General features: G+C 72.0%; 18 protein-coding genes. 5 read left to right on the top strand and 13 right to left on the bottom strand.

Features of this window, described 5'->3' with window-relative positions; translation table 11 throughout:
- Positions 1-213 precede the first annotated feature (213 nt).
- From ACQP2T_RS32780 to ACQP2T_RS32765, 4 genes are all read left to right on the top strand, one after another.
- Positions 214-513 carry a type II toxin-antitoxin system Phd/YefM family antitoxin gene (locus ACQP2T_RS32780; RefSeq protein ID WP_433508767.1) on the top strand — a complete coding sequence of 100 codons (300 nt, stop codon included), beginning with the start codon at positions 214-216 and terminating at the stop codon, positions 511-513.
- Entirely contained in the window at positions 510-749 is a 240-nt protein-coding gene (locus ACQP2T_RS32775; RefSeq protein WP_433508766.1) for a hypothetical protein, read from the top strand. The genes ACQP2T_RS32780 and ACQP2T_RS32775 overlap by 4 nt, the downstream gene beginning before the upstream one ends.
- 845 nt (positions 750-1,594) lie before the next feature.
- A complete protein-coding gene (locus ACQP2T_RS32770) occupies positions 1,595-2,164 on the top strand; it encodes a TetR/AcrR family transcriptional regulator (RefSeq protein WP_393480014.1) in 570 nt (189 codons plus the stop codon).
- A complete protein-coding gene (locus ACQP2T_RS32765; protein WP_433508765.1) occupies positions 2,157-2,579 on the top strand; it encodes a thioesterase family protein in 423 nt (140 codons plus the stop codon). Before ACQP2T_RS32770 ends, ACQP2T_RS32765 begins: the two co-directional genes overlap by 8 nt.
- A gap of 209 nt (positions 2,580-2,788) precedes the next feature.
- Here ACQP2T_RS32765 and ACQP2T_RS32760 read toward each other — a convergent pair whose 3' ends face one another.
- Positions 2,789-4,453: a GMC family oxidoreductase gene (locus ACQP2T_RS32760; RefSeq protein ID WP_433508764.1), complete on the bottom strand. Its 1,665-nt coding sequence runs from the start codon at positions 4,451-4,453 to the stop codon at positions 2,789-2,791.
- 45 nt (positions 4,454-4,498) lie between these two features.
- Here ACQP2T_RS32760 and ACQP2T_RS32755 point away from each other — a divergent pair, with 45 nt between their 5' ends.
- A complete protein-coding gene (locus tag ACQP2T_RS32755) occupies positions 4,499-5,185 on the top strand; it encodes a DJ-1/PfpI family protein (RefSeq protein WP_433508763.1) in 687 nt (228 codons plus the stop codon).
- Positions 5,186-5,277: 92 nt separating this feature from the next.
- On the opposite strand, the gene ACQP2T_RS32750 is transcribed toward ACQP2T_RS32755, so the two are convergent.
- The 12 genes from ACQP2T_RS32750 to ACQP2T_RS32695 all read right to left on the bottom strand — a co-directional run bounded on the left by ACQP2T_RS32750 (position 5,278) and on the right by ACQP2T_RS32695 (position 21,110).
- Positions 5,278-6,279 carry an oligopeptide/dipeptide ABC transporter ATP-binding protein gene (locus tag ACQP2T_RS32750; protein ID WP_433508762.1) on the bottom strand — a complete coding sequence of 334 codons (1,002 nt, stop codon included), beginning with the start codon at positions 6,277-6,279 and terminating at the stop codon, positions 5,278-5,280.
- Positions 6,276-7,319 carry an ABC transporter ATP-binding protein gene (locus ACQP2T_RS32745; RefSeq protein WP_433508761.1) on the bottom strand — a complete coding sequence of 348 codons (1,044 nt, stop codon included), beginning with the start codon at positions 7,317-7,319 and terminating at the stop codon, positions 6,276-6,278. Before ACQP2T_RS32745 ends, ACQP2T_RS32750 begins: the two co-directional genes overlap by 4 nt.
- Entirely contained in the window at positions 7,316-8,170 is an 855-nt protein-coding gene (locus tag ACQP2T_RS32740) for an ABC transporter permease (RefSeq protein ID WP_433508760.1), read from the bottom strand. Before ACQP2T_RS32740 ends, ACQP2T_RS32745 begins: the two co-directional genes overlap by 4 nt.
- A complete protein-coding gene (locus ACQP2T_RS32735) occupies positions 8,167-9,114 on the bottom strand; it encodes an ABC transporter permease (protein ID WP_433519859.1) in 948 nt (315 codons plus the stop codon). Before ACQP2T_RS32735 ends, ACQP2T_RS32740 begins: the two co-directional genes overlap by 4 nt.
- A gap of 2 nt (positions 9,115-9,116) precedes the next feature.
- Positions 9,117-10,652, bottom strand: a complete 1,536-nt coding sequence (locus tag ACQP2T_RS32730; RefSeq protein ID WP_433508759.1) for an ABC transporter substrate-binding protein — start codon at positions 10,650-10,652, stop codon at positions 9,117-9,119.
- A gap of 75 nt (positions 10,653-10,727) precedes the next feature.
- Positions 10,728-12,152 (bottom strand): gamma-aminobutyraldehyde dehydrogenase, encoded by a 1,425-nt coding sequence (locus ACQP2T_RS32725; RefSeq protein ID WP_433508758.1) that lies wholly within the window; start codon positions 12,150-12,152, stop codon positions 10,728-10,730.
- On the bottom strand, positions 12,149-13,696 hold the full coding sequence (locus tag ACQP2T_RS32720; protein WP_433508757.1) for a class I adenylate-forming enzyme family protein: 1,548 nt from the start codon (positions 13,694-13,696) through the stop codon (positions 12,149-12,151). Before ACQP2T_RS32720 ends, ACQP2T_RS32725 begins: the two co-directional genes overlap by 4 nt.
- A complete protein-coding gene (locus tag ACQP2T_RS32715) occupies positions 13,693-14,622 on the bottom strand; it encodes an amidohydrolase family protein (RefSeq protein WP_433508756.1) in 930 nt (309 codons plus the stop codon). Before ACQP2T_RS32715 ends, ACQP2T_RS32720 begins: the two co-directional genes overlap by 4 nt.
- Complete coding sequence (locus ACQP2T_RS32710) at positions 14,619-16,073, bottom strand: amidase (protein WP_433508755.1); 1,455 nt, start codon at positions 16,071-16,073, stop codon at positions 14,619-14,621. Before ACQP2T_RS32710 ends, ACQP2T_RS32715 begins: the two co-directional genes overlap by 4 nt.
- Before the next feature lie 86 nt (positions 16,074-16,159).
- Positions 16,160-19,126, bottom strand: coding sequence for an aminotransferase class III-fold pyridoxal phosphate-dependent enzyme (locus ACQP2T_RS32705; protein ID WP_433508754.1), 2,967 nt, complete (start codon positions 19,124-19,126; stop codon positions 16,160-16,162).
- Positions 19,127-19,224: 98 nt separating this feature from the next.
- A complete protein-coding gene (locus ACQP2T_RS32700; protein WP_433508753.1) occupies positions 19,225-19,992 on the bottom strand; it encodes a TetR/AcrR family transcriptional regulator in 768 nt (255 codons plus the stop codon).
- Between the two features lie 8 nt (positions 19,993-20,000).
- Positions 20,001-21,110 (bottom strand): phosphotriesterase family protein, encoded by a 1,110-nt coding sequence (locus ACQP2T_RS32695; RefSeq protein WP_433508752.1) that lies wholly within the window; start codon positions 21,108-21,110, stop codon positions 20,001-20,003.
- Positions 21,111-21,129: the final 19 nt, after the last annotated feature.

Here is a 21,129-nt window from a genome sequence, read left to right as displayed (position 1 = left end):
GCTTCATCACCGCCTTCACGCCAGGGGCGTTCGTGTTCCGGAGGTCAACGGCGACAACGCGCATTGTCGCGGGTAGGTTGCCGGGGAAATCGACAATCCCGGTAATGGAAATCCGCTACTTGAGCATCCTGTACACGTTGTACAAGTTGTACGTGTCCTCGTAAGGTGGAGTGCAGCGCGCCTTACGCCCGAGGCGCTGTAGAGAGGATCGACATGGCCACCGACCCACTGGGCATCGCCGAGGCCCGTAGCCAACTCGGCACGCTGGTGGCGCGAGCCGTTCACGGCCACCAGCCCACCACTATCCGCCGGTCCACGACAGAGCGCGCTGTCCTCATCTCCGAAGCCGACTACGAGGAACTGCTGCGCGCCCGCCGAGAGCTGGAGGCTGGCCACGTGGCCGAGGCGATCACCGCCCACGCCCGCGGCGAACGCGAGATGATGATGACCTACGACAGCAAGGAAGCTCTGTACGCCGACCTTGGCCTACCGACCCCCGGCGAGCGCTCTTGAAACGACTCCTCCACATCGACCTCGCGGCACGCGACATCCTGCGCCAGGCGGCGCCCGGCCTGCGCGCCGCCATCGCAGACGCCTTGCTCGACCTGATCGATGAACCCGAACCCCTCGGGGCCGTGCCCTACCGCGGCATCCCCGACGCGTTCGAGATCCGCACCGACACCTTTCGCCTGGTCTACACCCGCGGCCCCGACCACGTCTCGGTCTGGGTCCTGGAGATCAACACCTAGCACCAAGCGTGCGCCGACCCTGCCCTGCCTCGGCGACTGACGTCGTGGTGGTTGCCTGCCCATCCCCCGATCCCGCCCACCGGGTCGCCGGCGAGTTGGCGCGGCCTTCACCACGGCTCCCACGGGGCGCAGCGCTTTGCCGGCTTCCTCGACAGATGATCTACTTTGCCCCATGGGATTACGTCGCTCGATTCGGCCACCCAGGAGGCTCGGCGCGGCGAGCGCCTTGATGGTCTTGGTCTGCGGCCTGATCGGCTGTAGTCCCGGTTATGAGGGCATGTACGGTGGCGGCCAGGTATGCGTAGACCGGGCGAACCGGGAGAACGCTCTGTATCTGACGGCGATCGGGGCCGTTCTGCCATCGGGCAAGCGTGTGAGTGTTGACGAATGGAACGGATGCGACTCCGCCAGCAACGGTGCCGCCCTTTCGGTTCTGGTGAGCCCGGAGCTCCGACGTGATGAGCTGTGGAAGGCGTTCGTCGAGGCGGGGTGGTCGCCCGCCTCGCAGGCATGCGCTCCAGGCTGTAGTGAGTCTCAGCTCGTCCACCAGGTAGGCAAGCGGCTCATCGGGATCGCCTTCGACGAGATCACGGACACTTCTCCAGAAGGCCGGCGAGAGGGCTTGCCGGTCAGCGTGGCCGCGGCTGACTCTTGCTGGGACGACCGCGGGTACAGGTGCGGCTAGGCGGCGTCCGTTACTTGAGCGGCTTGGTGATGCCGGGCGCGAGTATCACCAGCCCGCCGCAGGCTGTAGCGGGTCCCGCACCGAATCTGCCGCTCCTGGCCGCCACCTTTCCTCCCGGCGGGCGGTTGTGCGGGGTTTACAGACCTGTAAGTATGGCGTGGTGGAGAAGTACAGTCCCGGCGGGCGGCGGTTGCTGGAGGTGGCGACCGAGGTCTTCTATGCCGAGGGGATCCGGGCCACCGGCGTCGACGCGCTGGTGGAGCGGGCCGGGGTGTCCAAGCCGACCCTGTACGCCCAGTTCGGGTCGAAGGAGAACCTGGTGGCCGCCGTGCTGGAGTGGCGCCGGGCCGTACGCCAGGCGGAGCTGACCGAGTTCCTGCTCGACAGCGGCGGGTCGGCGGAGGAGCGGCTGCTGGCGGTGTTCGACTGGCTGGCGCGGGGCCATGGGAGCGAGGGGTTTCGCGGGTGCCCGTTCACCAACGCCGCGGTGGAGCTGCCCGATCCGGACCATCCGGCGCGCAAGGTGATCTCCGCCTACAAGGGGTGGCTGCGGCAGCGGTTGACCGAGCTGGCCGAGCAGGCCGGGCTGGCCGACCCTGACGGGCTGGGTTATGCGTTTTTGCTGCTCATCGACGGGGCCAATGCCCGGGTCGTGGTGGATGGGGATCGGTCGGCGATGCTGCGGGCCAAGGCCGCGGCCGCCCGGATGATCGGTGGAGTACATGGCTGAAGGGCTGGTCGCGGGGCTGGAGCACGAGTTCGCGTTCCTGGTGCCGCAGAGCAAGGTCGTGGCGGGGCTGTATCCGGAGTCGGCGGAGTTCGGGGTGATGCCGCCGGTGTTCGCCACGGGGTTCCTGGTGGGGCTGCTGGAGTGGACGTGTGTGCGGGCCGTCCTGCCGTACCTGGACTGGCCGCGCGAGCAGACGGTCGGCACGCGCGTCGACATCACCCACCAGGCGCCCACGCCGGCGGGGATGACGGTGACCTGCCGGGTGCGGCTGGTGTCGGTGGAGGGGCGGCGGCTGCGGTTCGAGGTGGCGGCCGGTGACGGGGTGGATGTCATCGGGGAGGGTACGCACGAGCGGGTGATCATCGACGCCGAGCGGTTCACGGCGCGTGCCCTGGCCAAGGGCGAGCCCTCCTGAGCCGGACCGTCCAAAAACAGCCGGACCGTCCAAAACCCCCCGGTTCGCGGGCCGACCGGGACTCTCCCGTCCGCGGGCTGGATCGGCTCGGCCAAGCGGGGCGCGCACCCGTCGGCTCAGCTTGGCCAGGCTGGTGCGTGCCGCCTGCCCGCTCAGCCCTGTCGGCCGAGGCGTCGCCTGGATCGGCTCGGGAGCGCCGCTGGGGAGTCTCAGAGCAGGATGCGGAGGAGGTGTTCGGCGAGGGCGACGACCGGGAGGTTGGTCGTGGCCCGGGGGATCACCGGGATGATCGAGGCGTCGATGACCCAGAGGTTGTCGCTGCCGTACAGCCGCCCGGTGGCGTCGACGACGGCTCCCGCGGCCGGGTCCGTGCCGATCGCGCAGGTACCCACCGGGTGCCAGTAGTGAGCGGTGGCGGCGCGCATCGCGGCCTCTCGCGGGCCCGTGAGCTTGCCGCGGGACGGGCCTGAGGGCTCGTCGCGCGACGGATTCGCGGTGTGTCCGTCGCGCGGATCCATGGTGAGCCTCTCGCGTCGATGCCTGGCGAGTCCCTCGCGCGGCTTCTCGGCGAACTCCTCCAGCCAGGCCGCGGTGAACTCGTCGCGAGGCTGCCCCAAGAGGGGGGCCAGCGCCGGTGAGGTGGCCATGCGTCGGCACAGGTCGATGCCGTGCCGCAGTACCTCAAGGTCGCTGCCGCCGGGGTCCGTCAGGTACGCGTGGTCGATGAGGGGTCTGGCCGCGGGGTCGGGTGAGGTCAGCCGCAGCGTGCCCCGGGATCGCGGCGTGAGACACGCGGCGGGCAGTACGCAGGTCCAGCCCCCGGGCTCCTTGCCGGTCCACGGGAGCAGATGCAGGTCGTAGGGTGCGCGGCCGCCGGCAGACAGGGCCTTTCCGATGACCTGCTCGTCCGGGACCGGCCGCCCGCGCTCGTAATCGGCGAGCCGTCGCACCAGCTCCTCGCTCGCGGCGAACCGCAGCTCCAGGGTGGGGTGGTCGTGCAGGTTGCGGCCGACGCCGGGCAGGTCGAGGCGGGGGGCGACGCCGATCGCCGTCAGCTCGCCGGCCGGTCCGATGCCGCTGCGCAGCAGTACCTCGGGGCTGCCGTAGGCGCCGCCGCACAGGATGAAGCGGTCCGCCTCCACGGTGAGCCGCTCCTGCCCGCGCAGCACGTGTGCGCGGCGGACCAGCGAGCCGTGGAGTTCGAGGCGGTCGACCAGCGCGTGGTCCACCACGCGCAGCCGCCGATCGCTCCGCCCCGGCCCCAGGTGGTCGCGTACGGGGTCCAGGTAGGCGAAGGCGCTGTTCCAGCGGATGCCGTCAGGGTTGTTGACCGGTGAAGGCCCGCAGCCGACGCCGCCGTACAGGTCGTCCAGGTCATCCGTGCGCGGTACGCCACAAAGGATCATGGCCTCCATCGCCGCCGCCTGGAACGGGGTGAGGTCGTCGTCTGCGTCCCGGCGGACGCGCAGTCTGGCGGCCGCCTGACGCATCAACTCGGTGACCGACGCGTCCGTCCAGGACGGTCCCCATGTCCGGTAGTCGGCGGCGTGGCCGACGGTCTGGGAGCAGCCGTTGTGAGAGGAGCAGCCGCCTATGACGCGGGCTCGGTCGAGTGGCAGGTCGTGTCCGGGGGCGGCGCCGGGGCCGCGGTATCCCCAGTCGTGCGTTCGCGGCAGCGTGGAGCTGTCGAGCAGTTCGCGCGGCCATCGTCCGGCGTCGTAGGCCCCGTAGTCGGGCCCGGCCTCCACGACCACCACGGACAGGGAGGTGTTCTCGATCAGGCGCCCGGCGACGAGCGCGCCGGCCGTGCCGCCGCCGAGGACGGCGATGTCCGCGCGAACGCGCTGGTCTCTGTCGTTCGCAACGCTTACCATGGAGCGAGTTTAATCGATCGGTCGATAAAATCAATCGTGCCGGAAGTGACGAGAGCAGGCAAGAACGTGGACGTCGCCATCCTCATCTACGAAGGTTTCACCTCCCTCGACGCCACCGGGCCGTTCGAGGTGCTGCGGCGCCTGCCCGATCCGCGGGTGCGCTTCGTGTCGGGCACGCCGGGGATGTGCGCCGCCGATCAGCCGGGCTTCGGGCTGGTGGCCGACCCGCTGGAGAGCATGGAGCGGCCGGACATCGTCGTGGTCGCCGGTGGCAGCACCACTCAGGGGCTGCTGGCCGACGAGACGATCCTGACCTGGCTGCGCCGGGCGTACGAGAGGAGCACCTGGACGACGTCGGTGTGCACCGGCTCGCTGCTGCTCGGGGCCGCGGGCCTGCTCCAGGGACGTCAGGCCACCTCCCACTGGTACGAGCTGGAGAGCCTGCGCTGCTTCGGCGCCGAACCGGTGTCGCGGCGGGTCGTGGAGGACGGGAAGATCATGACGGCCGCGGGCGTGTCCTCCGGCATCGACATGGCGCTGCTGCTCTGTGACCGGCTGGCGGGGCCGGCCTACGCCCAGGCCGTGCAGCTGGGGATCGAGTACGACCCCCAGCCCCCGCACGACGCGGGCTCGGTGGGCAAGGCCCCGGCCGAAGTGGTCCGGTTCATGCGGGACAACATGGAGCGGCATTACGGCCCGTCCTGGGATCGGCGCAGCGCCCAGAACGCGTAGCGTCACTCCCGATGGAGCGCCGCTACGGGTCTGTTCTGGGTCCGGCGATCCGCTCAGAGACCCTAGCGTCGCTCCTGGGATCGGTGATCCGCTCAGTACTCGTGGCGCCAGGCGAAGTGGCACCAGACCCGCTGCCCGTCCCGCCGCTCCTCGGACGGCTCCGACGTGCCGCACACCGCCGTCGCCTGCGGGCAACGCGGGTGGAACCGGCAGCCGGGCGGGACGTGCAGCGGGCTAGGCGGCTCGCCCCCGAGCTGTCCGGGCCCTCCGAGCTCCCCAACCCCTCCGGGCTTTCCGAGCGCCGGAGCCATGGCGCCGGAGCGGTGCCGGTCGCGGGAGGGGACCGCGTCGAGCAGCACGCGGGTGTACGGATGCCCCGGCCGGGCGAAGACCCGGGCGACGGGCCCTTCCTCCACGATGGATCCCAGGTACATGACGGCGACGCGATCGCACAACCCCCGTACGGTCGCCAGGTCGTGCGAGATGAACAGCACGGACAGGCCGAGCCGCTCGCGCAGGTCGCTCAGCAGGTTGAGCACGGAGCCGGCCACCGAGGCGTCGAGCGCGGCCACGGCCTCGTCGGCGACCAGCACTTCCGGCTCGACGGCCAGGGCACGCGCGATCGCGACGCGCTGGCGCTGACCGCCGGACAGCTCGCGCGGGAGCGCGTGTGCCTGCCGCTCGCCCAGCCCGACCATCTCCAGCAGTTCGCGTGCCCGGTGTGCGATCTTCGCGGCGGGGACGGTGTGGCGCAGCGGTTCGGCGAGCGTCTGCGCGACGGTGCGGCGCGGGTCGAGCGAGGAGCCCGGATCCTGGTAGATCATCTGTATCCGGCGGCGCATGCCCGGCGGGCGTCGGCCGGGTACGGGCACGCCGTCCAGCAGCACGCCTCCAGCCGTCGGCGGGGTCAGGCCGACGATCGCGCGGGCGAGGGTGGACTTGCCGCACCCGCTCTCGCCCACCAGCCCCAGGATCTCGCCCCGCCGCAGCTCCAGGTCCACCCCGTCGACCGCGCGCAGGTGGCGCCGCCGCAGGAATCCGGTGCGCACCGGGTGCTCCACGACCAGGCTGTGGACTCGGATCAACGCGCTCATGTGGCCCCCGGCTCGTGGACGCAGGACGAGTGGTCGCTGGAGGAGTGGTCGCTGGAGGAGTGGAGGCGAGGCGGGTGGAGGAAGGAGGAGCGGATGCAGGACGAGCGGTGTTCGATGGTGAGCGCGTCGATGCCGGGGATGACGCCCGAGCAGGCCGCGACCTGGTGGGCGCAGCGATCCCGGAAGCGGCATGACGAGGTGTAGCCGGCCGGGGCGGGCGGCGCGCCCGCGATCGGGCGGAAGCGGCCGATGGGCCCCTCAAGCGTGGGGACGGCCTCGATCAGGGCTCGGGTGTAGGGGTGGCGGGGTCGGTCGAGTACGTCGGCCACGGGTCCGGCCTCGATGATCTGCCCGGCGTACATGACCGCGACCACGTCCGCGATCTGCCGGATCACCGCGATGTCATGGCTGACGAAGACCATGCCGAGCCCCCGCTCGGCGCGTGCCGCGTCGAGCAGCCGCAGGATCTCGGCCTGCAGCGTGACGTCCAGCGCCGTGGTCGGTTCGTCGCACAGCAGCACCCGGGGGTCTGTGGCGAGGGCCAGCGCGATCGCGACGCGCTGGCGCATGCCGCCGCTGAGCTCGTGCGGGTAGGCGTGCGAGCGCAGTCCGGGGTCGGGTACGCCGACCGCGGCCAGCAGTCGCACGGCCCGCTTTCTGGCGGCGGCACGTGGGGCGCCGGTGCGGCGGCGGACGATGTCGGCGACGAAGGCTCCGACGCGCATGGTGGGATCGAGCGAGGCGTGCGAGTCCTGGAAGACCATCGCCAATCCGCGCCCCGCCGCCTGGCCGGTGGTAACGGCGGTGGGTGCGGTATCAGCCTGGTGGCTCAGGCGGATCTCTCCTCCCGTGCGCTCGACGCCCGCGGGCAGCAGTCCCATCGTGGCGCGCAGGGTGAGCGACTTGCCGCACCCCGACTCGCCGACGATGCCGAGGCACTGCCCGGCCGCTACCGCGAAGGAGACACCGTCGAGCAGGGTGCCGCCCCCATGGGGGGCGACACGCAGCCCGTCGACTTCGAGCAGCGGGTACGAGGTCATCCGGCCTCCCCTGGATCGCCCAGCCGGTCGCCGAGGGCCGCGATGCTCGATCCGATGACCACGATCGTCAGGCCCGGGAACGCCGCCAGCCACCAGTGGCTGCGCAGGAACACCTGAGCCTCCGCGACCATGGCGCCGAGCTCGGGTGTGCCCGCTTTGACGCCGAGCCCGAAGAACGACAGGACCGCGATGCCCTGCAGCGCCATCCCCATGTCGGTGGCCAGGTAGACCAGCGACTGGCGCAGCGCGTTCGGCAGCACGTGCCGAAACAGCACCGCGGTGTGCGAGAGGCCGAGCAGGTAGCCGGCCGAGACGTAGTCGCGTTCGCGTACGCGGCGGACCTCGGTGCGGATGAGCCGCGCGTACACGACCCAGCCCAGCACGCTGAAGGCCACCAGCAGCGAGGAGGTTCCCGGCCCCAGCACGAACACGAAGGCGATCAGCAGCACGTACACCGGCAGCGCCTGGAAGATGTCGGCCGCCCAGCGCAGCGCGGCGTCCAGGAGGCCGCCGCGGTAGCCGGCCATCGCGCCGATCAGCGTGCCGAGGAGCATCGGCAGGCCCGCCGCGAACACCATCAGCAGCAGGTCGGTGCGCAGGGCGAACAGCAGACGCGACAGCACGTCCCGGCCGAGCGCGTCGGTGCCGAGCGGATGGGCGGCGCTCGGCGGCCGGAGCTGGTCGAGCGTCAGCTGGGCCGGGTCGGCCGGAGCCAGTACCGGTGCCAGGAGGGCGGCCAGGATCGCGAGTGCCGTCAGGGCGACGGCCGCCGACCGCGTCCAGCCGAACGCGCGGGCCATCCGCGAGGCCACGGGTACCGCGCTGTCCAGGAGCGGCGGGGGAGTGGTCATCGCCATGTCGTCCTCGGATCGAGCAGGGCCACCGCCAGGTCGGCGAGCAGGTTGATCCCGATGATGGCCGTGCCGAAGATCAGCGTGAGGGCCTGGACGACGGGGAAGTCACGCTGGCTCGCCGCGTTGACCATCTCCGCCCCCAGCCCCGGCAGGCCGAACGTCTGCTCGACGATGACCGCGCCGAACAGCAGCGCGGCGGCCTGGACGGCCAGCAGGGTGACGGCCGGTGGCAGGGCGTTGCGCAGCAGGTGGCGTCGTACCAGCGGCCATCCGGACAGGCCCAGCGACCGGGCGGTGGTGACGTGGTCGGCGGCCAGCACCTGGCGCAGGCTCGCGGCGCCGCTGCGGGCCAGCAGCGGCATCGCCGCCAGTCCGATCGTCAGGCAAGGCAGGACCATCGAACGCAGCCGCTCGCCGCCCTCCTCGCCGAAGCCGCCGACCGGCAGCCAGCCGGTCCGCAGCGCCAGCACTGAGGCCAGCATGAGCCCGACCCAGAACGGCGGGCAGTTGAGGATGACGGTGAGCGAGCGCGCGCACAGCCGTGCCGCCGCCGAGCGCGGGCGCAGCGCCATCACCAGCGCGGCGGGCGCCGCCAGCAGCGTGCTCACGACGAGGCCGCCGGCCAGCAGCCACACCGTCACGGCGGCCCGCTCACCCACGATGGTGGAGACGGGGATCCCGGTACGGTTGGACCGGCCCAGGTCCCCTGCCGACAGGTGTGTCAGGTAGGTCCAGAACTGGCCGAATATCGACTGGTCGAGTCCGAGGTCGTGGCGTACCCGCTCCACCTGTTCCGCGCCGGCCCGGGGCCCGGCGATGACGCGCGCCGGATCGCCGGGCATCAGCTGCTGGAGCAGGACGACGATGAGCAGCAGCGCGAGGAGCACCGGCAGCACCTGCGCCAGCCTGCCCGTCACGAAGCGCAACCGTCCGGCCGGCATGCTCACGCCGCCCAGAGCAGGTCGGCCGGATAGGACAGGAAGGGCGTGACCTTGAGTCCCTTCACCTTGGGGGAGACGGCGAAGAGACGGTCGGGGAAGGCGGTCGGGATGTAGGGCAGGTTGTCATGGATCCAGGTCTCGGCCACGCGCACCGCCTCGGCGCGTTCCTGGTCGGTCCGCGCGACCTCCAGGCGGGCGAAGGCGTCGGAGATGGTCTTCATCGGCAGGCCGGAGTACAGCCCGCCCGTGGCCACGATGAGGCCGAAGATGTCGCCGACGGTCGGTGAGACGCTGCCGACCTCGCCCAGCGACAGGTCGTAGGCGCCCTTGGCCTGCCGGTCGACGAGCACCTGCACCTCGAGTTTCTGCAGGTCGACCTCGATGCCGGCGGCGCGCAGGAGCGCGGCGGCGGTCTCGCCGGCGCGGGTGGAGAAGGGCGTGGTGGCGTCGACGACCAGCTCCACCTTCGTTCCCGGCCGGTAGGAGGATTGGGCCAGCTCCCGCTTGGCCCCTTCGAGGCCGGTCTCGTAGGTGCAGCCGCAGCCGACCGAGCCCTGGACGCGCGGCGGCAGAGCGCCGGTGGCCGGTGTGGCCAGGCCGCCGAAGACCGCCTGGATGTAGCGGGCGCGGTCGATCGCCAGGCTGACCGCGCGCCGGAAATGCAGGTCGTTGCCCGGTTGCCGGGCGGCGTTGACGAAGATGCCGTGGATCGTCGCCGAGGGGTGGACGACGACCTGCTCCTCGCGGGGGATCTGCGCGGCCAGGTCGAGCGGCACCGCCTCGATGGCGTCGGCCTGGCGGCTCTGGTAGCGCAGCATCTGCTGGTTGGGGTCGGCGACCACGTCGTAGGTGAGGCGGTCCAGGTACGGGCGGGCGGGGTCGTGGTAGCGCGGGTTGCGTTGGAGGACGAGCTGCTGGCCCGGCCGGTAGGAGGTCACGACGAAGGGGCCGGCGCCGATCGGATTGGTGAAGAAGTCCTTGCGGTTCATGCCGCCGAAGTCCTTCGGCACGATGACCGAGGAGCCGTTGCTGAGCCAGGTGAGGGTGAAGGTGCTGGCCTTGCTCATCTTGATGACCAGGGTGCGCGCGTCGGGGGTGGCGGTGCCGGTGATGGCCGCGTACAGGGTGCCGAGGGACAGTCCCTTGCGCCACAGCTCGACGGAGAACGCGGCGTCCTGCGAGGTCAGCGGCCGGCCGTCGCTGAAGGTCAGGCCGGGGCGCAGGGTGAAGGTGATGGTCTTGGCCTTGGCGTCGAGCTTCCAGCTTTCGGCCAGGCCGGGTTCGATCGACTTGCCGTCGGGTGCGTAGCGGACCAGGCCCTCCATCACCTGCGGCAGGGTCTGGAACGTGGCCAGCTGGATGGCCTTGTCGGGATCCCAGCCGTCGATGTCGGCGGCGCGCAGGATCGTGAGGCTCCCGCCGCGTTTGGGCGTCCCGGCGTCGCGAGAGGCGCCTTTTCCAGCGGGTTCGTTACCGCAGCCCGCGGCCAGCAGGGCCATCACCAGCAGGACGCATCCCACCGCTTTCCTTCGCATCATGGACACTCACCATTTCGAACGATCGATAGATTATCGGGGGGAGGCACGGCACTTCTGAGGTCGAAGGGCCGGCGCTCAGCGCAGGCTGGCCATCACGTGCTTGACCAGGGTGTAGTCCTCCAGCGAGTACGCCGACAGGTCCTTGCCGTGACCTGACTGCTTGAAGCCGCCGTGCGGCATCTCCGAGGCGAGCGGTACGTGGTCGTTGATCCACACGCAGCCGAAGCGCAGCGCCTTCGACACCCGCAGGGCCCGCCCGATGTCGCGCGTCCAGACCGAGGCGGCCAGGCCGTACGGCGTGCCGTTGGCCAGCCTGATCGCCTCGTCCTCCGCGCCGAAGCGCTGCACGGTGATGACCGGGCCGAAGATCTCCCGCTGGATCAGCTCGTCGTCCTGCCGCAGCCCGGCCACGACCGTCGGCTCGAAGAAGAACCCAGGCCGCTCGGCCGCCCGGCCCCCGGTGACGACCTCCGCGTGGCCGGGCCGCCGCTCCAGGAAGCCGGTCACCCGCTCACGCTGGCGCAGGCTGTTGACCGGGCCGAGGGTCGTCTGCGGCGCGCTCATGTCGCCCATCACCCGTTCCTTCGCCTTCTCGGCCAGGCCGGCGACGAGGTCGTCGTACAGGCGGGGGGCGGCCAGCACCCGGGTGGCCGCCGTGCAGTCCTGCCCCGCGTTGTAGAAGCCGGCGCCGGAGATGATCTCCAGTGCCGCCTCCAGGTCGGCGTCGTCGAACACCACGACCGGTGCCTTGCCGCCGAGTTCGAGATGGGTGCGCTTGAGGGTGCGGGCCGCGTGCTCGGCCACCCACCTGCCGGTCTCGACCGACCCGGTCAGCGAGACGAGGTCGACGTCCGGGTGTTCGACCAGCGCCGCGCCGGGCTCGTTGCCGCCGGCCACGACGTTGAGGACACCGGGCGGGAAGATGCCGGCGGCCAGTTCGGCGAGCTTGAGGGTGGTCAGCGGGGTCGTGGGCGCGGGCTTGAGCACACTCGTGCAGCCCGCGGCCAGGGCGGGGCCGATCTTCCACACGGCCATCATCATCGGGTAGTTCCACGGCGTGATCTGGCCGACCACGCCCACGGGCTCGCGGCGGATCACCGAGGTGTAGCCGGCCACGTACTCGCCGGCCGCCTTGCCCTCCAGGCAGCGGGCGGCGCCGGCGAAGAAGCGCAGGTTGTCGGCCATGGCGCCGATCTCATCGCCGGCGACCACGTGCAGGGGTTTGCCGGCGTTGGCGGACTCCAGCTCGGCCAATTCCGCGGCGTGCTCCTCGATCGCGTCCGCCAGCTTGAGCAGCGCGAGCGCGCGTTGTCCCGGGGTGGTCTCGGCCCAGCCGGGAAAGGCCGCCTTGGCCGCCGCCACCGCCCGGTCGACGTCCTCGGGCCCGGACCGGGGGGCCTGCGCGATCGTCTCGCCCGTCGCCGGATCCAGCACGGGCATCGAGCCGGCGGCGAGCGGATCGGTGAACTCGCCGTCGATGAAGTTACGCAGAACAGTCATGTCTTGCTCTCCAAACCGGCGCGCCGGCGCAGCTCCACTTTGTCGATCTTGCCGATGGGCAGCTTCGGCAGCTCGGCCTCCAGCCGGAACGCCTTCGGCACCTTGTAGTTGGCCAGCCGCGCCCGCGCGTACTCTCGCAGCTCACCCGCCGTCACCGGCCCGGCCGCCACGACGAAGGCGTGCCCGACCTCGCCCCAGCGCTCGTCGGGCACCCCGACCACGGCGGCGAGCGCGACGGCCGGATGCTCCTCGATCGCGGCCTCGATCTCGCGGGGGTAGACGTTGTAGCCGCCCGACTTGAACATCTCCTTGAGCCGGCCGACCAGCCGGATGTGGCCGCCCGGTTCCTGTACGGCCAGGTCGCCGGTGTGCAGCCAGCCCTCATCGTCGATCGCCGCCCTCGTCGCCTCCGGGGAGCGCCAGTAGCCGCGGGTGATGAAGTCGCCCCGGATGAGCAACTCCCCAGCGGCGCCCGCCGCGCCGTCGGGAGGGCGCAGGGTGACCTCGTAGTGCGGATCCACCCGGCCCACGCTCCAGGCCAGCACCTCCAGCGGGTCGCCCGGGTCGGTGTAGGTCACCGAACCGGTCGACTCGGTGAGGCTGTAGCTGGTGGCCAGGTGCGCGCCCGTCTTGGCCAGCGTCCGCAGCAGGCTGTGAGGCGCGGCGGCCCCGCCCCACAGGATGTACTCCAGCGAGCCGAGGTCGCAGTTCGACCACTCCGGCGTCCCCACCATGGCCAGCAGCTGCGTCGGGATGCAGTACAGGTGCGTCAGGCGCTCGCGCTCCACCATGCGCAGGGCGCCGGCCGGATCGAAGCGCGGCATGTACACGACCGTGCCGCCGGCGGTCAGGACGGAGGTGCTGATGTCGCCGAGCCCGCCGATGTGGTTGAGCGGCAGGTCGCACAGCTTGCGGGGCGCCTGGCCGTACCACCGTCCGGCCTGCACCACGCCGCAGTGGGCCAGCCCCCGGTGCGGGACGAGCGCGCCCTTGGGCCTGCCGGTGCTGCCCGAGGTGTAGATCATCGCCGCCGGGTCCAGCGGCCGGACCTGCTCGCGGGCGCCGGCCAGATGCTCTCCCGGTTGCGCGGCGTCGAGGAAGTCCTCGTAGGAGAGTGACAGCCCGTCCAGCGCGCGGCCGCTGGTCACCACGCGCATCGGCGCGAGGCAGCGCAGCGCGTTCAGCGTCTCGGGCTGGGTGGCGTCGTCGAGCATGCCGAACAGCAGCGCCGGCTCGCTGTCGGCGACCACGTGCGACAGCTCGGCGAGGGTGTACTTGGGGTTCAGCCCCACCCAGATGCCGCCGATGCTCGCCGTGGCCAGGAAGACCACGAAGCATTCCGGCCGCGGGTGGCCGAGCAGCGCCACCCGGTCGCCGCGGCGCACGCCGGCGGCCAGCAGCGCGGCCGCGCACCGGTCGACGTCCGCGCGCAGCCGCTCGTAGGTCCATCGGCCGCTCTGACCGACCAGCGCCTCCCGGGCCGGATGGTGGGTGGCCCAATGGCCGACGTAGTCGGTGATGCGCGCCAGCCGCGGAAGGCTCATACCGGCACCGCCTCCTGGGCCGGCGACAGCAGCCGCCTGGCGTTGTCGTGCAGCAGCGCGTCCAGGGTCTCGGCTCGCAGGCCGAGTCCGTGCCACTCCCGCAACGCCCGCCGGTGCGGGAACACCGGCCAGTCGGTGGCGAACAGCACCTGGCCGCGCAGGAGGCGGTCCATGAAACGCAGCATCGTCTCCCAGCCCGATCCCGGCACGCCGAGATACTTGGGGGCCAGGCCGCCGAAGTCGACGAGCACGTTGGGGTGACGGCGCGCCACGGCCACGATCTCCGGCACCCAGGGCCACGCGCCGTGGCAGGCGATGAGCCTCGCCTCGGGGAAGTCGCAGGCGACCTGGTCCAGGCGGATGGGGCGTTCGGCCTCGATGGGGTGGCGGCGCGAGTAGTTGACGCCGGTGTGGATGGCGACCGCCAGCCCCAGTTCGGTGGCCTTGGCGTAGAGCGGGTACAGCTGGCGGTCGTCGATCGCGTGGCCGAAGAACGACGGCTGCACGTTGATCCCGGAAAGTCCCAGCCCGGCCACCCGCTCCACCTGGCGTACGGCGCGCATGATCGACAGCGGCTCCAGCGTCACCGTCCCGAAGCCGGAGAAGCGCTCGGGCCGCAGCCGTACCTGCTCGGCCACCTCCTCATTCAGCGCGTCGGCGTAGTCGCCGTGCTCGTACTCCGCGTGCAGCACGGCGTGCCCGACCCCGGCCTCCTCCAGCTCGGCCAGCAGATCGTCCATACCCTTGTGCCAGCCGTCGCCGATGTCCAGGACCGCCTCGTACTGGGTGTAGACCTCGCCGCCGGCCGACAGCGGGGGGCGGGCGGGGCTGGGCACCCGTACGCGGAAGTCGATGATCGTCGAAATCGGCGGGCCGGTCAGATCCATGAGGTGTTCCTCCTGAGGGATGCGGGGGGTGTCGTTCACCGGGGCAGGCCGCCGGGTCTGCGGTGCCGCCACGGGTGGGCGCGTTCGAGCTGGCCGGCCAAGGCCAGGACGGTGCCGTCGCGCCATCGGCCGCCGATGAGCTGGACGCCGAGCGGCAGAGCGTCCGGCTGCTCCACCAGCGGGATGGAGATCGCGGGCAGGCCCAGCATGTTCGACAGGGCCGTCAGCGAGGCGGTCTCCTCCGCGCGCCGCAGCGGCAGCCACGGGTCGGCGTCCTGCCCCTGCCACAGAGCGCCATCGCTCGGCGCCAGGACGGGATTGGTCGGGGTCAGGACGACGTCGACGGCCTCCCACGCCCGGTACATCTCGGCCGAGCGCAACTGCAGTTCGAGCATGGTCGTCACGTACGTCAGCGAGTCGGTCTGGCGGGCGGCCCGGCGAAGGGTGCGGTTCAGCGGCTCGACGGCGGACTCGTCCACGACCGCGCAGTCGGCCGACCCCGTGGCGTAAAGGATCTCGAAACGGGGCTGGAACCAGTCGGGGTCGAGCCCGGCAATGGTCTGCTCGACCACCTCGTGACCGAGGTCGGCCAGCAGGTCGGCCGCCCGGCGGGCCAGGGCGACGGCCGCGGGATGGACCTCGGCGGGGAAGGCGGGCTGCAGGTTGAGCCCGACGCGCAGCCGCCGCGGGTCACGGGTGGCCTGGCGCCGGTAGGGCTCGTCGGCCGGGGGAGCGCTGTACCAGGTGGACTGCGGGGCCGCCGCGAAGACGTCCAGGATCGCCGCGGTGTCCAGTACGGTGCGGGTGAGCACCCCCTCGGTCGCGAAGCCCTCCATGTAGTGCGCGTCGGAGGGGACGCGGCCGCGGCTCGGCTTGAGCCCGACCAGCCCGCAGAAGCTGGCCGGCTCGCGGATGGAGCCCGCCCCGTCGGATCCGTGTGCCACGGGCAGCAGGCCGGCCGCCACGGCCGCGGCCGCGCCGCCGCTGGAACCGCCCGGGCTGCGCCTCAGATCCCAGGGGCTGCGGGTGACGCCGTGACGCGCCGACTCGGTGACCGACACGGTGCCGAACTCGGGCGAGGTCGTCGCGCCGACGAACACGAAACCCGCCTCCCGCAACGCCCTGACCGCCGGCGCGTCGGCGGCCATCACGCGGTGCTCGACGGCGTTGGAGGCGCTGCACAGCGGCCAGCCGCGTACCGGATGCAGGTCCTTGATCGCGATGGGGACGCCCAGGAACGGCGGCAGCGGCCCGCCGGCCGCCACCCGCGCGTCGGCCGCGTCGGCGGCCTGGCGGGCCCGCTCGTGGTCGAGGTGGCAGAAGGCGTTCAGCGCGGGATCGAGTGCGTCGATGCGCGCCAGGTAACCCTCCAGCACCTCCCGCGCGCCGATCTCGCCGGCCGCGACGCCTTCGGCCAGCTCGGTGGCGCTCGGCCACCCGTCGGGCCCGGTACCGACCGGCTCCGCGAGAGCCGGGGTGGTTTCGGTCATCGCGTCTCCTTGACGGTCTTTGTCCGCACGCCTTGCATCTGAACCGCCTCTATGTAGTCGAACGATCGCTCAAATAAATGCTCACGTCAAGGCGCGACGCCCTCAAGGGATGCCTCGACCTCGCCCAGCGCCGCACCGAGCACGTCGAGGAACATCTCGCAGTCCGCCGCGCTCAGCACCAGGGGCGGCTTGATCTTGAGTACGTTGTCGTCCGGCCCGTCCGTCGACACCAGCACCCCGCGCGCCTTCACCGCCTCCTTGACCGCGCCCGCCTGCGCGCCGGCCGGCCGCCGCTCATCCAGGCTCAGCTCCACGCCGAGGAACAGCCCCTCGCCCCGCACGTCCCCGATCAGCCGATGCCGCTCCTGGAGCCGGCGCAACCCGCCGAGCAGTTGCTCGCCGCGCCGGCGCGCGTGGGCCTGCAGGCCCTCCTCGTCTACGACGTCGAGCACGGCCAGCCCGATCTCGGCCGAGACCGGGTTGCCGCCGAAGGTGTTGAAGTACTCCATCCCCGTCTCGAACGAGCGCGCGATCTCCGGCGTCGTCACCACGGCGGCGAGTGGATGGCCGTTGCCCAGGGGTTTGCCGAGCGTGACGATGTCGGGCACGACGCCCTGTAACTCGAACCCCCACATGCTCCGGCCCACCCGTCCCAGCCCCACCTGCACCTCGTCGGCCACGCACACCCCGCCGGCCCGCCGCACGTGCTCGAACGCGCCGCGCAGGTAGCCGTCGGGGTAGACGATCTGACCGCCGCAACCCTGCAGCGACTCGGCGAAGAACGCGGCGGGGCGGCGCCCGGCCGCCACCAGCCCGGCGAGCCGGTCGGCGACCGAGCCGGCGTAGCGCGGGCCGAGATCGACGTCGCGTCCCGCGCGCAGCCGGCCGCGGTAGGGATCGGGCAGTTCGCAGACGTGGGTGGTGTCCGGCCGGCCGCGCCCGCCACGCCGGTTGAACTTGTACGGGCTCAGGGCGATCTGCGAGGTGAGATGGCCGTGGTAGGCGTGGTCGAGGACCAGGACGTCCTCGGCGCCCGTATGCGCCGTGGCCAGCCGCAGCGCCAGGTCGTTGGCCTCGGAGCCGGAGTTGACGAAGAAGCAGACCCGCAACGGGTCCGGCATCAGCTCCACCAGGCGGCGGGCGTACTCCACGACGGACTCGTGCAGATACCGGGTGTTGGTGTTGAGCCGGGCCGCCTGCCGATGGCCCGCCGCCACCACCCGGGGATGGCAGTGCCCCACATGGCAGACGTTGTTGACCAGGTCCAGCCACGGCCTGCCGGAGGCGTCGAAGAGATAGGCGCCCTCGCCCCGTACGATGTGCAGCGGCTCGCGGTAGGCCAGGCTCATCGCCCGGCTGAGGTTCCTCCGCCGGCGCGCGGCGATGCCGGCCGTCTCCCGCCGTGGCCGCGCCGCTCCGCCCGGCCGGCCCAGCAGCAGACCGGGGTCGATGCTGACGGCGGTCCACAGGTCCGCCTCGTCGGCGGGCGCGGTGTCCGGGATGTCGGCTCCCATGCCGAGCAGGTGGGTCAGCAGCTGCACGCGCGGCGGCGCCGCTTGGCCGGTGCTCCCCAGGCGCGCGCCCGGTTTCGCCTCGTCGCCGGGAGTCAGGTGCGTGATCGAGCCCGGGTCCAGGTGCCGGTAGAGGGTCCAGAACGGTAGGCCGTCGCCGGTGCGGTGTTCGAGCACGACGATCCCGCTGCCGGTCTTGACGCTGTGCACGAGCGAGGGGAGGGGGCACCGTACCGTGACGCCCTCGCCGGCGGGCAGGTCGCGGCCCAGATTGATGTCCGACCGCCGTCCGGGCGGCGGCGTGGCCTCCTCGCCGTAGCGAGCCGATGTGGCGGCCTCTTCTGGGGTGACGTCCTCCTCCAGCAGGGGCATCGGCTGGGCGGCGCCGGACTGGAAGTGCTGGCGCACCGCGCGGGCCAGCGGGTTGGGCGCGAACCCGACCGCCTCGCGCAGCCGGAAATGGGCCAGATCCGGGCTGGTCCCGGCCAGCCGCCGCAGCACCTGCGTCACACCGCGCCGGCTGACCAGCAGGTACGCGTTGGCCGGGTCGTTGGCGTGCTGGTGGGCCGACAGGCACACGCTCATCGCCAGCCGGGTACGCATCAGGTCGAACAGCACCTCCAGCTCGCCCGGACGCACCGGCGACACCTCGTCGTACCCGCTCACCAGAGGCAGCACCGCCCGCAGCGGATCGGCGTGCCCCTGCATCGCGTACGCCCCGGCCACCGCCAGGCCGCAGATGCGCGGGTTCCACGCCACATCACCGAAATCGATCAGGGCGGCCACCGCGCCGGCGTCGTCCACCAGGATGTTGAGCTCGTTGGCGTCGTTGTGGATCACTTGGTGGGGCAGGGCCACCACGCGCGGCGCGACATGCGCGCGGTAGCGGTCGAACACCTCGCTCACCAGCGGCCGCAGCTCGCCGTCCAGCAGCGGCGCGAGGCCGGCGAGCGCGGGGGCGCCGGTCAGGTTCCACACCAGCTCGCGCCGCATCGCGGGGTGGGTGAAGCCGACCAGCGCCTGGTCGACGGCGGCCACGTGACGGCCCAGGTCGCGCAGGCGCCGCGCCGTCGGCTCGACCTGCGTCCAGGGGCGGCCCTCCAGCCAGGTGAGCACCCTGGCCGTACGCGGGCCGTCGGCCCACGGGGCGGCGGCCGACCGGCGTCCGTCCAGGCTCGTCACCACGCGCGGGGCCGGCGGCCCGCCGGCCTGCCCGGCCAGGTGCGCCAGCACGGCGTCCTGCAGGGCGAGCTCGGCGGGGTCGGTGCCGGGCGCGTGCAGCTTGAGGACGTAGCGCTCGCCGCCGGCGGTGCTGACCTGGAAGTTGCGGTCCTTCTCTCCCGGCAGCGGCGCCAGCCGGCCCTCCAGGCCGTAGAGGTCGCGGGCGAGCGCTGCGGCCTGCTCCAGCTCGCCGTCCGAACGCGGGTCCGGTTCGCCCGCCGAGCTCAGGTCCGGCTCCTCGGACGCGTTCGGGTCCAGCTCGCCGGCCGGCCGCGGGGACGAGGTGGCCCGCCGCCCGTCCTCATGGTGCGTACGCGTCACGTCGCTCTCCCCTCAAGGCCGTTATGTTGTCGAACGATCGCTCAAATTGGCGGCGATGTCAAGGCACCTGCGGGCCCGCGCGCTCGCGGGCCCGCAGCTCACACTCCGCTCGGCTTGCGGCGCGGCTCGATCGCCAGCTCGACCCGCTCGAGCAGCAGCTCGGAGTCGGGGATGGTCAGGCCGCGCACCTCAAGCGGACGCCCGTCGCGATTGGCGCCCATCAGCGCGAGTCCCATGTCGGCGAACCGCTCGCACAACTGCGCGATGTCCAGCTCGCCGCCGGGGCGGTACCAGTGCGCGATCCCGGTCGCCATCTGCAGCAACGCCAGCCGTGCGACGTTGCCGCGATCCTTGAAGACGCCGGCGCGGACGCCGGCCTCCAGGGTGTCGACCCACACCTTCTCGTAGGCGTCGCGCAGCCGCATGATGTCGCGCCGGGCCTGCCCGGTCAGCGCCTGGAACTCGTGGTCGGCCACCTTGGCGGCGCGCGGATTGCGCGCGTGGAAGGCGACATGCACGGCGATGAGCGCGACCAGCCGCTCGGCGGGGTCGTCGATGTCGCGGACCGTCTCCTCGCTGCCGGCCGCCAGCACCTCCATGACCCGGCGCGTGACCGCCTCCAGCAGCTCGTCCTTGGAGGAGGCGTAGTAGTACATCGCCGACACGGCCACCTCCGCGGCCACGGAGATGTCGCGGATGCCCGTGCCGTGGAAGCCTCGCTCGGAGAACAGCCAGCAGGCGGTGCGCAGCAGCCGCAGCTCCGTGCGGGCCGACTGCGCCCGCCGCGAGGACGTCGCCTTCATCCGGCCGCCCTTCGTCTGCCGGCTGCCGGCCCTCTGGTTGCCCGTCTGGTTGGTGGTGGCCATGGCGCCGACTATCCCATAGCCAGGACGGTCGCGGGGTTGGCGACGGTCACCATGATGATCTCGCTCTCGCTCATCCCCATGCGGCGCATCAGCGGGATGACACTGTCGAGGATGTGGGTGTAGCCGGGGCCGCCGTAGCGGCGCAGGTAGACCTTCTGGCAGATGTCCTGCGCGATCAGCAGACGCTCGCCGTAGCCGGCCTCGATCAGCCGCCGCAGCCACTCGATCCGGGTACGGTCGTTGGGCCGGCGCGCCTCGGGGTTGAAGGCGTAGTAGCTGGACTCCTGGCCGAACAGGTCGAGCTCCAGATAGCAGCCCGTGCCCGCGAGCTCCACCAGGTCATCGGGCCGCCACAGCGTACGGTCGAGATGGGACATGATCACGCGGGCCGGATCGCCGCCCGCCGCGACGACCGTGCGCATGGCCCGCAGCGGCGCCTCGGGATGGCGTCCGGGATGGATCTGCAGCGGCGCCCCGGTCGACACCTGCGCCGCGCAGGCGGCGCGCAGCACTTTGTCCTCGGTGGGATGTACCGGCCAGCTCAGGCCGATCTCGCCGATGAGCCCGGCGCGGACGCCGGTGTCGCCCACGCCGTCGCGCACGTCCGCGACGATCTCCGCGCTGATCGCCTCCACCGAGGCGTCGGCCAGCCCGGCCGGATGGTAGTCGCGGCAGTAGTAGCCGCTGCCCATCACGATGTGCACCCCGCTGGCACGAGAGACCCGGGCCAGTCCGAGCGGATCGCGGCCGAGCCCCACCGAGGAGGAGTCCACCACGGCGCCGCCGCCGGCCGCGCGGTAGAGGGTCAGCTCGTCGGTGGCGTCCTGTTCGGAGTGCAGCCGCAGGTTGTCCAGGTTGAGGACCGTACGTCGGATCCAGTCGTAGTTGTCCAGCCGGACGGGCTCGGCGATACGGGCGCGCACCGATGCCGGGAGCTCCTTGCCGATGCCGCCCCCGCCGCTGTCTCCGGCCACAGGCTGTAGACCCCAAGGCTGGATGATGGCCGACATGTCGCTCAGGACGTGTTCGTGTGGCTGGGTGTGCCCGAGCGCCGAGGGGTCGACATCCCCGAGCACGGTACGCACACGACGAGCCGGTAGTGCCGGAAGCTCCGCCATGCGCGTTATTCTATCGATC

The organism is Nonomuraea sp. CA-143628 (assembly GCF_050942315.1).
Classification (GTDB): domain Bacteria; phylum Actinomycetota; class Actinomycetes; order Streptosporangiales; family Streptosporangiaceae; genus Nonomuraea.
The sequence above is the reverse complement of the archived record's forward strand: the minus strand, read 5'-3'. Positions and strand labels throughout refer to the sequence as shown.

Bases quoted from the DNA above. Each gene is read 5' to 3' on its own strand.
- ACQP2T_RS32780 (WP_433508767.1), top strand. From the start codon at position 214: ATGGCCACCGACCCACTGGGCATCGCCGAGGCCCGTAGCCAACTCGGC.
- ACQP2T_RS32765 (WP_433508765.1), top strand. From the start codon at position 2,157: ATGGCTGAAGGGCTGGTCGCGGGGCTGGAGCACGAGTTCGCGTTCCTG.
- ACQP2T_RS32760 (WP_433508764.1), bottom strand. From the start codon at position 4,453: ATGGTAAGCGTTGCGAACGACAGAGACCAGCGCGTTCGCGCGGACATC.
- ACQP2T_RS32750 (WP_433508762.1), bottom strand. From the start codon at position 6,279: ATGAGCGCGTTGATCCGAGTCCACAGCCTGGTCGTGGAGCACCCGGTG.
- ACQP2T_RS32745 (WP_433508761.1), bottom strand. From the start codon at position 7,319: ATGACCTCGTACCCGCTGCTCGAAGTCGACGGGCTGCGTGTCGCCCCC.
- ACQP2T_RS32740 (WP_433508760.1), bottom strand. From the start codon at position 8,170: ATGACCACTCCCCCGCCGCTCCTGGACAGCGCGGTACCCGTGGCCTCG.
- ACQP2T_RS32735 (WP_433519859.1), bottom strand. From the start codon at position 9,114: ATGCCGGCCGGACGGTTGCGCTTCGTGACGGGCAGGCTGGCGCAGGTG.
- ACQP2T_RS32730 (WP_433508759.1), bottom strand. From the start codon at position 10,652: ATGATGCGAAGGAAAGCGGTGGGATGCGTCCTGCTGGTGATGGCCCTG.
- ACQP2T_RS32725 (WP_433508758.1), bottom strand. From the start codon at position 12,152: ATGACTGTTCTGCGTAACTTCATCGACGGCGAGTTCACCGATCCGCTC.
- ACQP2T_RS32720 (WP_433508757.1), bottom strand. From the start codon at position 13,696: ATGAGCCTTCCGCGGCTGGCGCGCATCACCGACTACGTCGGCCATTGG.
- ACQP2T_RS32710 (WP_433508755.1), bottom strand. From the start codon at position 16,073: ATGACCGAAACCACCCCGGCTCTCGCGGAGCCGGTCGGTACCGGGCCC.
- ACQP2T_RS32700 (WP_433508753.1), bottom strand. From the start codon at position 19,992: ATGGCCACCACCAACCAGACGGGCAACCAGAGGGCCGGCAGCCGGCAG.
- ACQP2T_RS32695 (WP_433508752.1), bottom strand. From the start codon at position 21,110: ATGGCGGAGCTTCCGGCACTACCGGCTCGTCGTGTGCGTACCGTGCTC.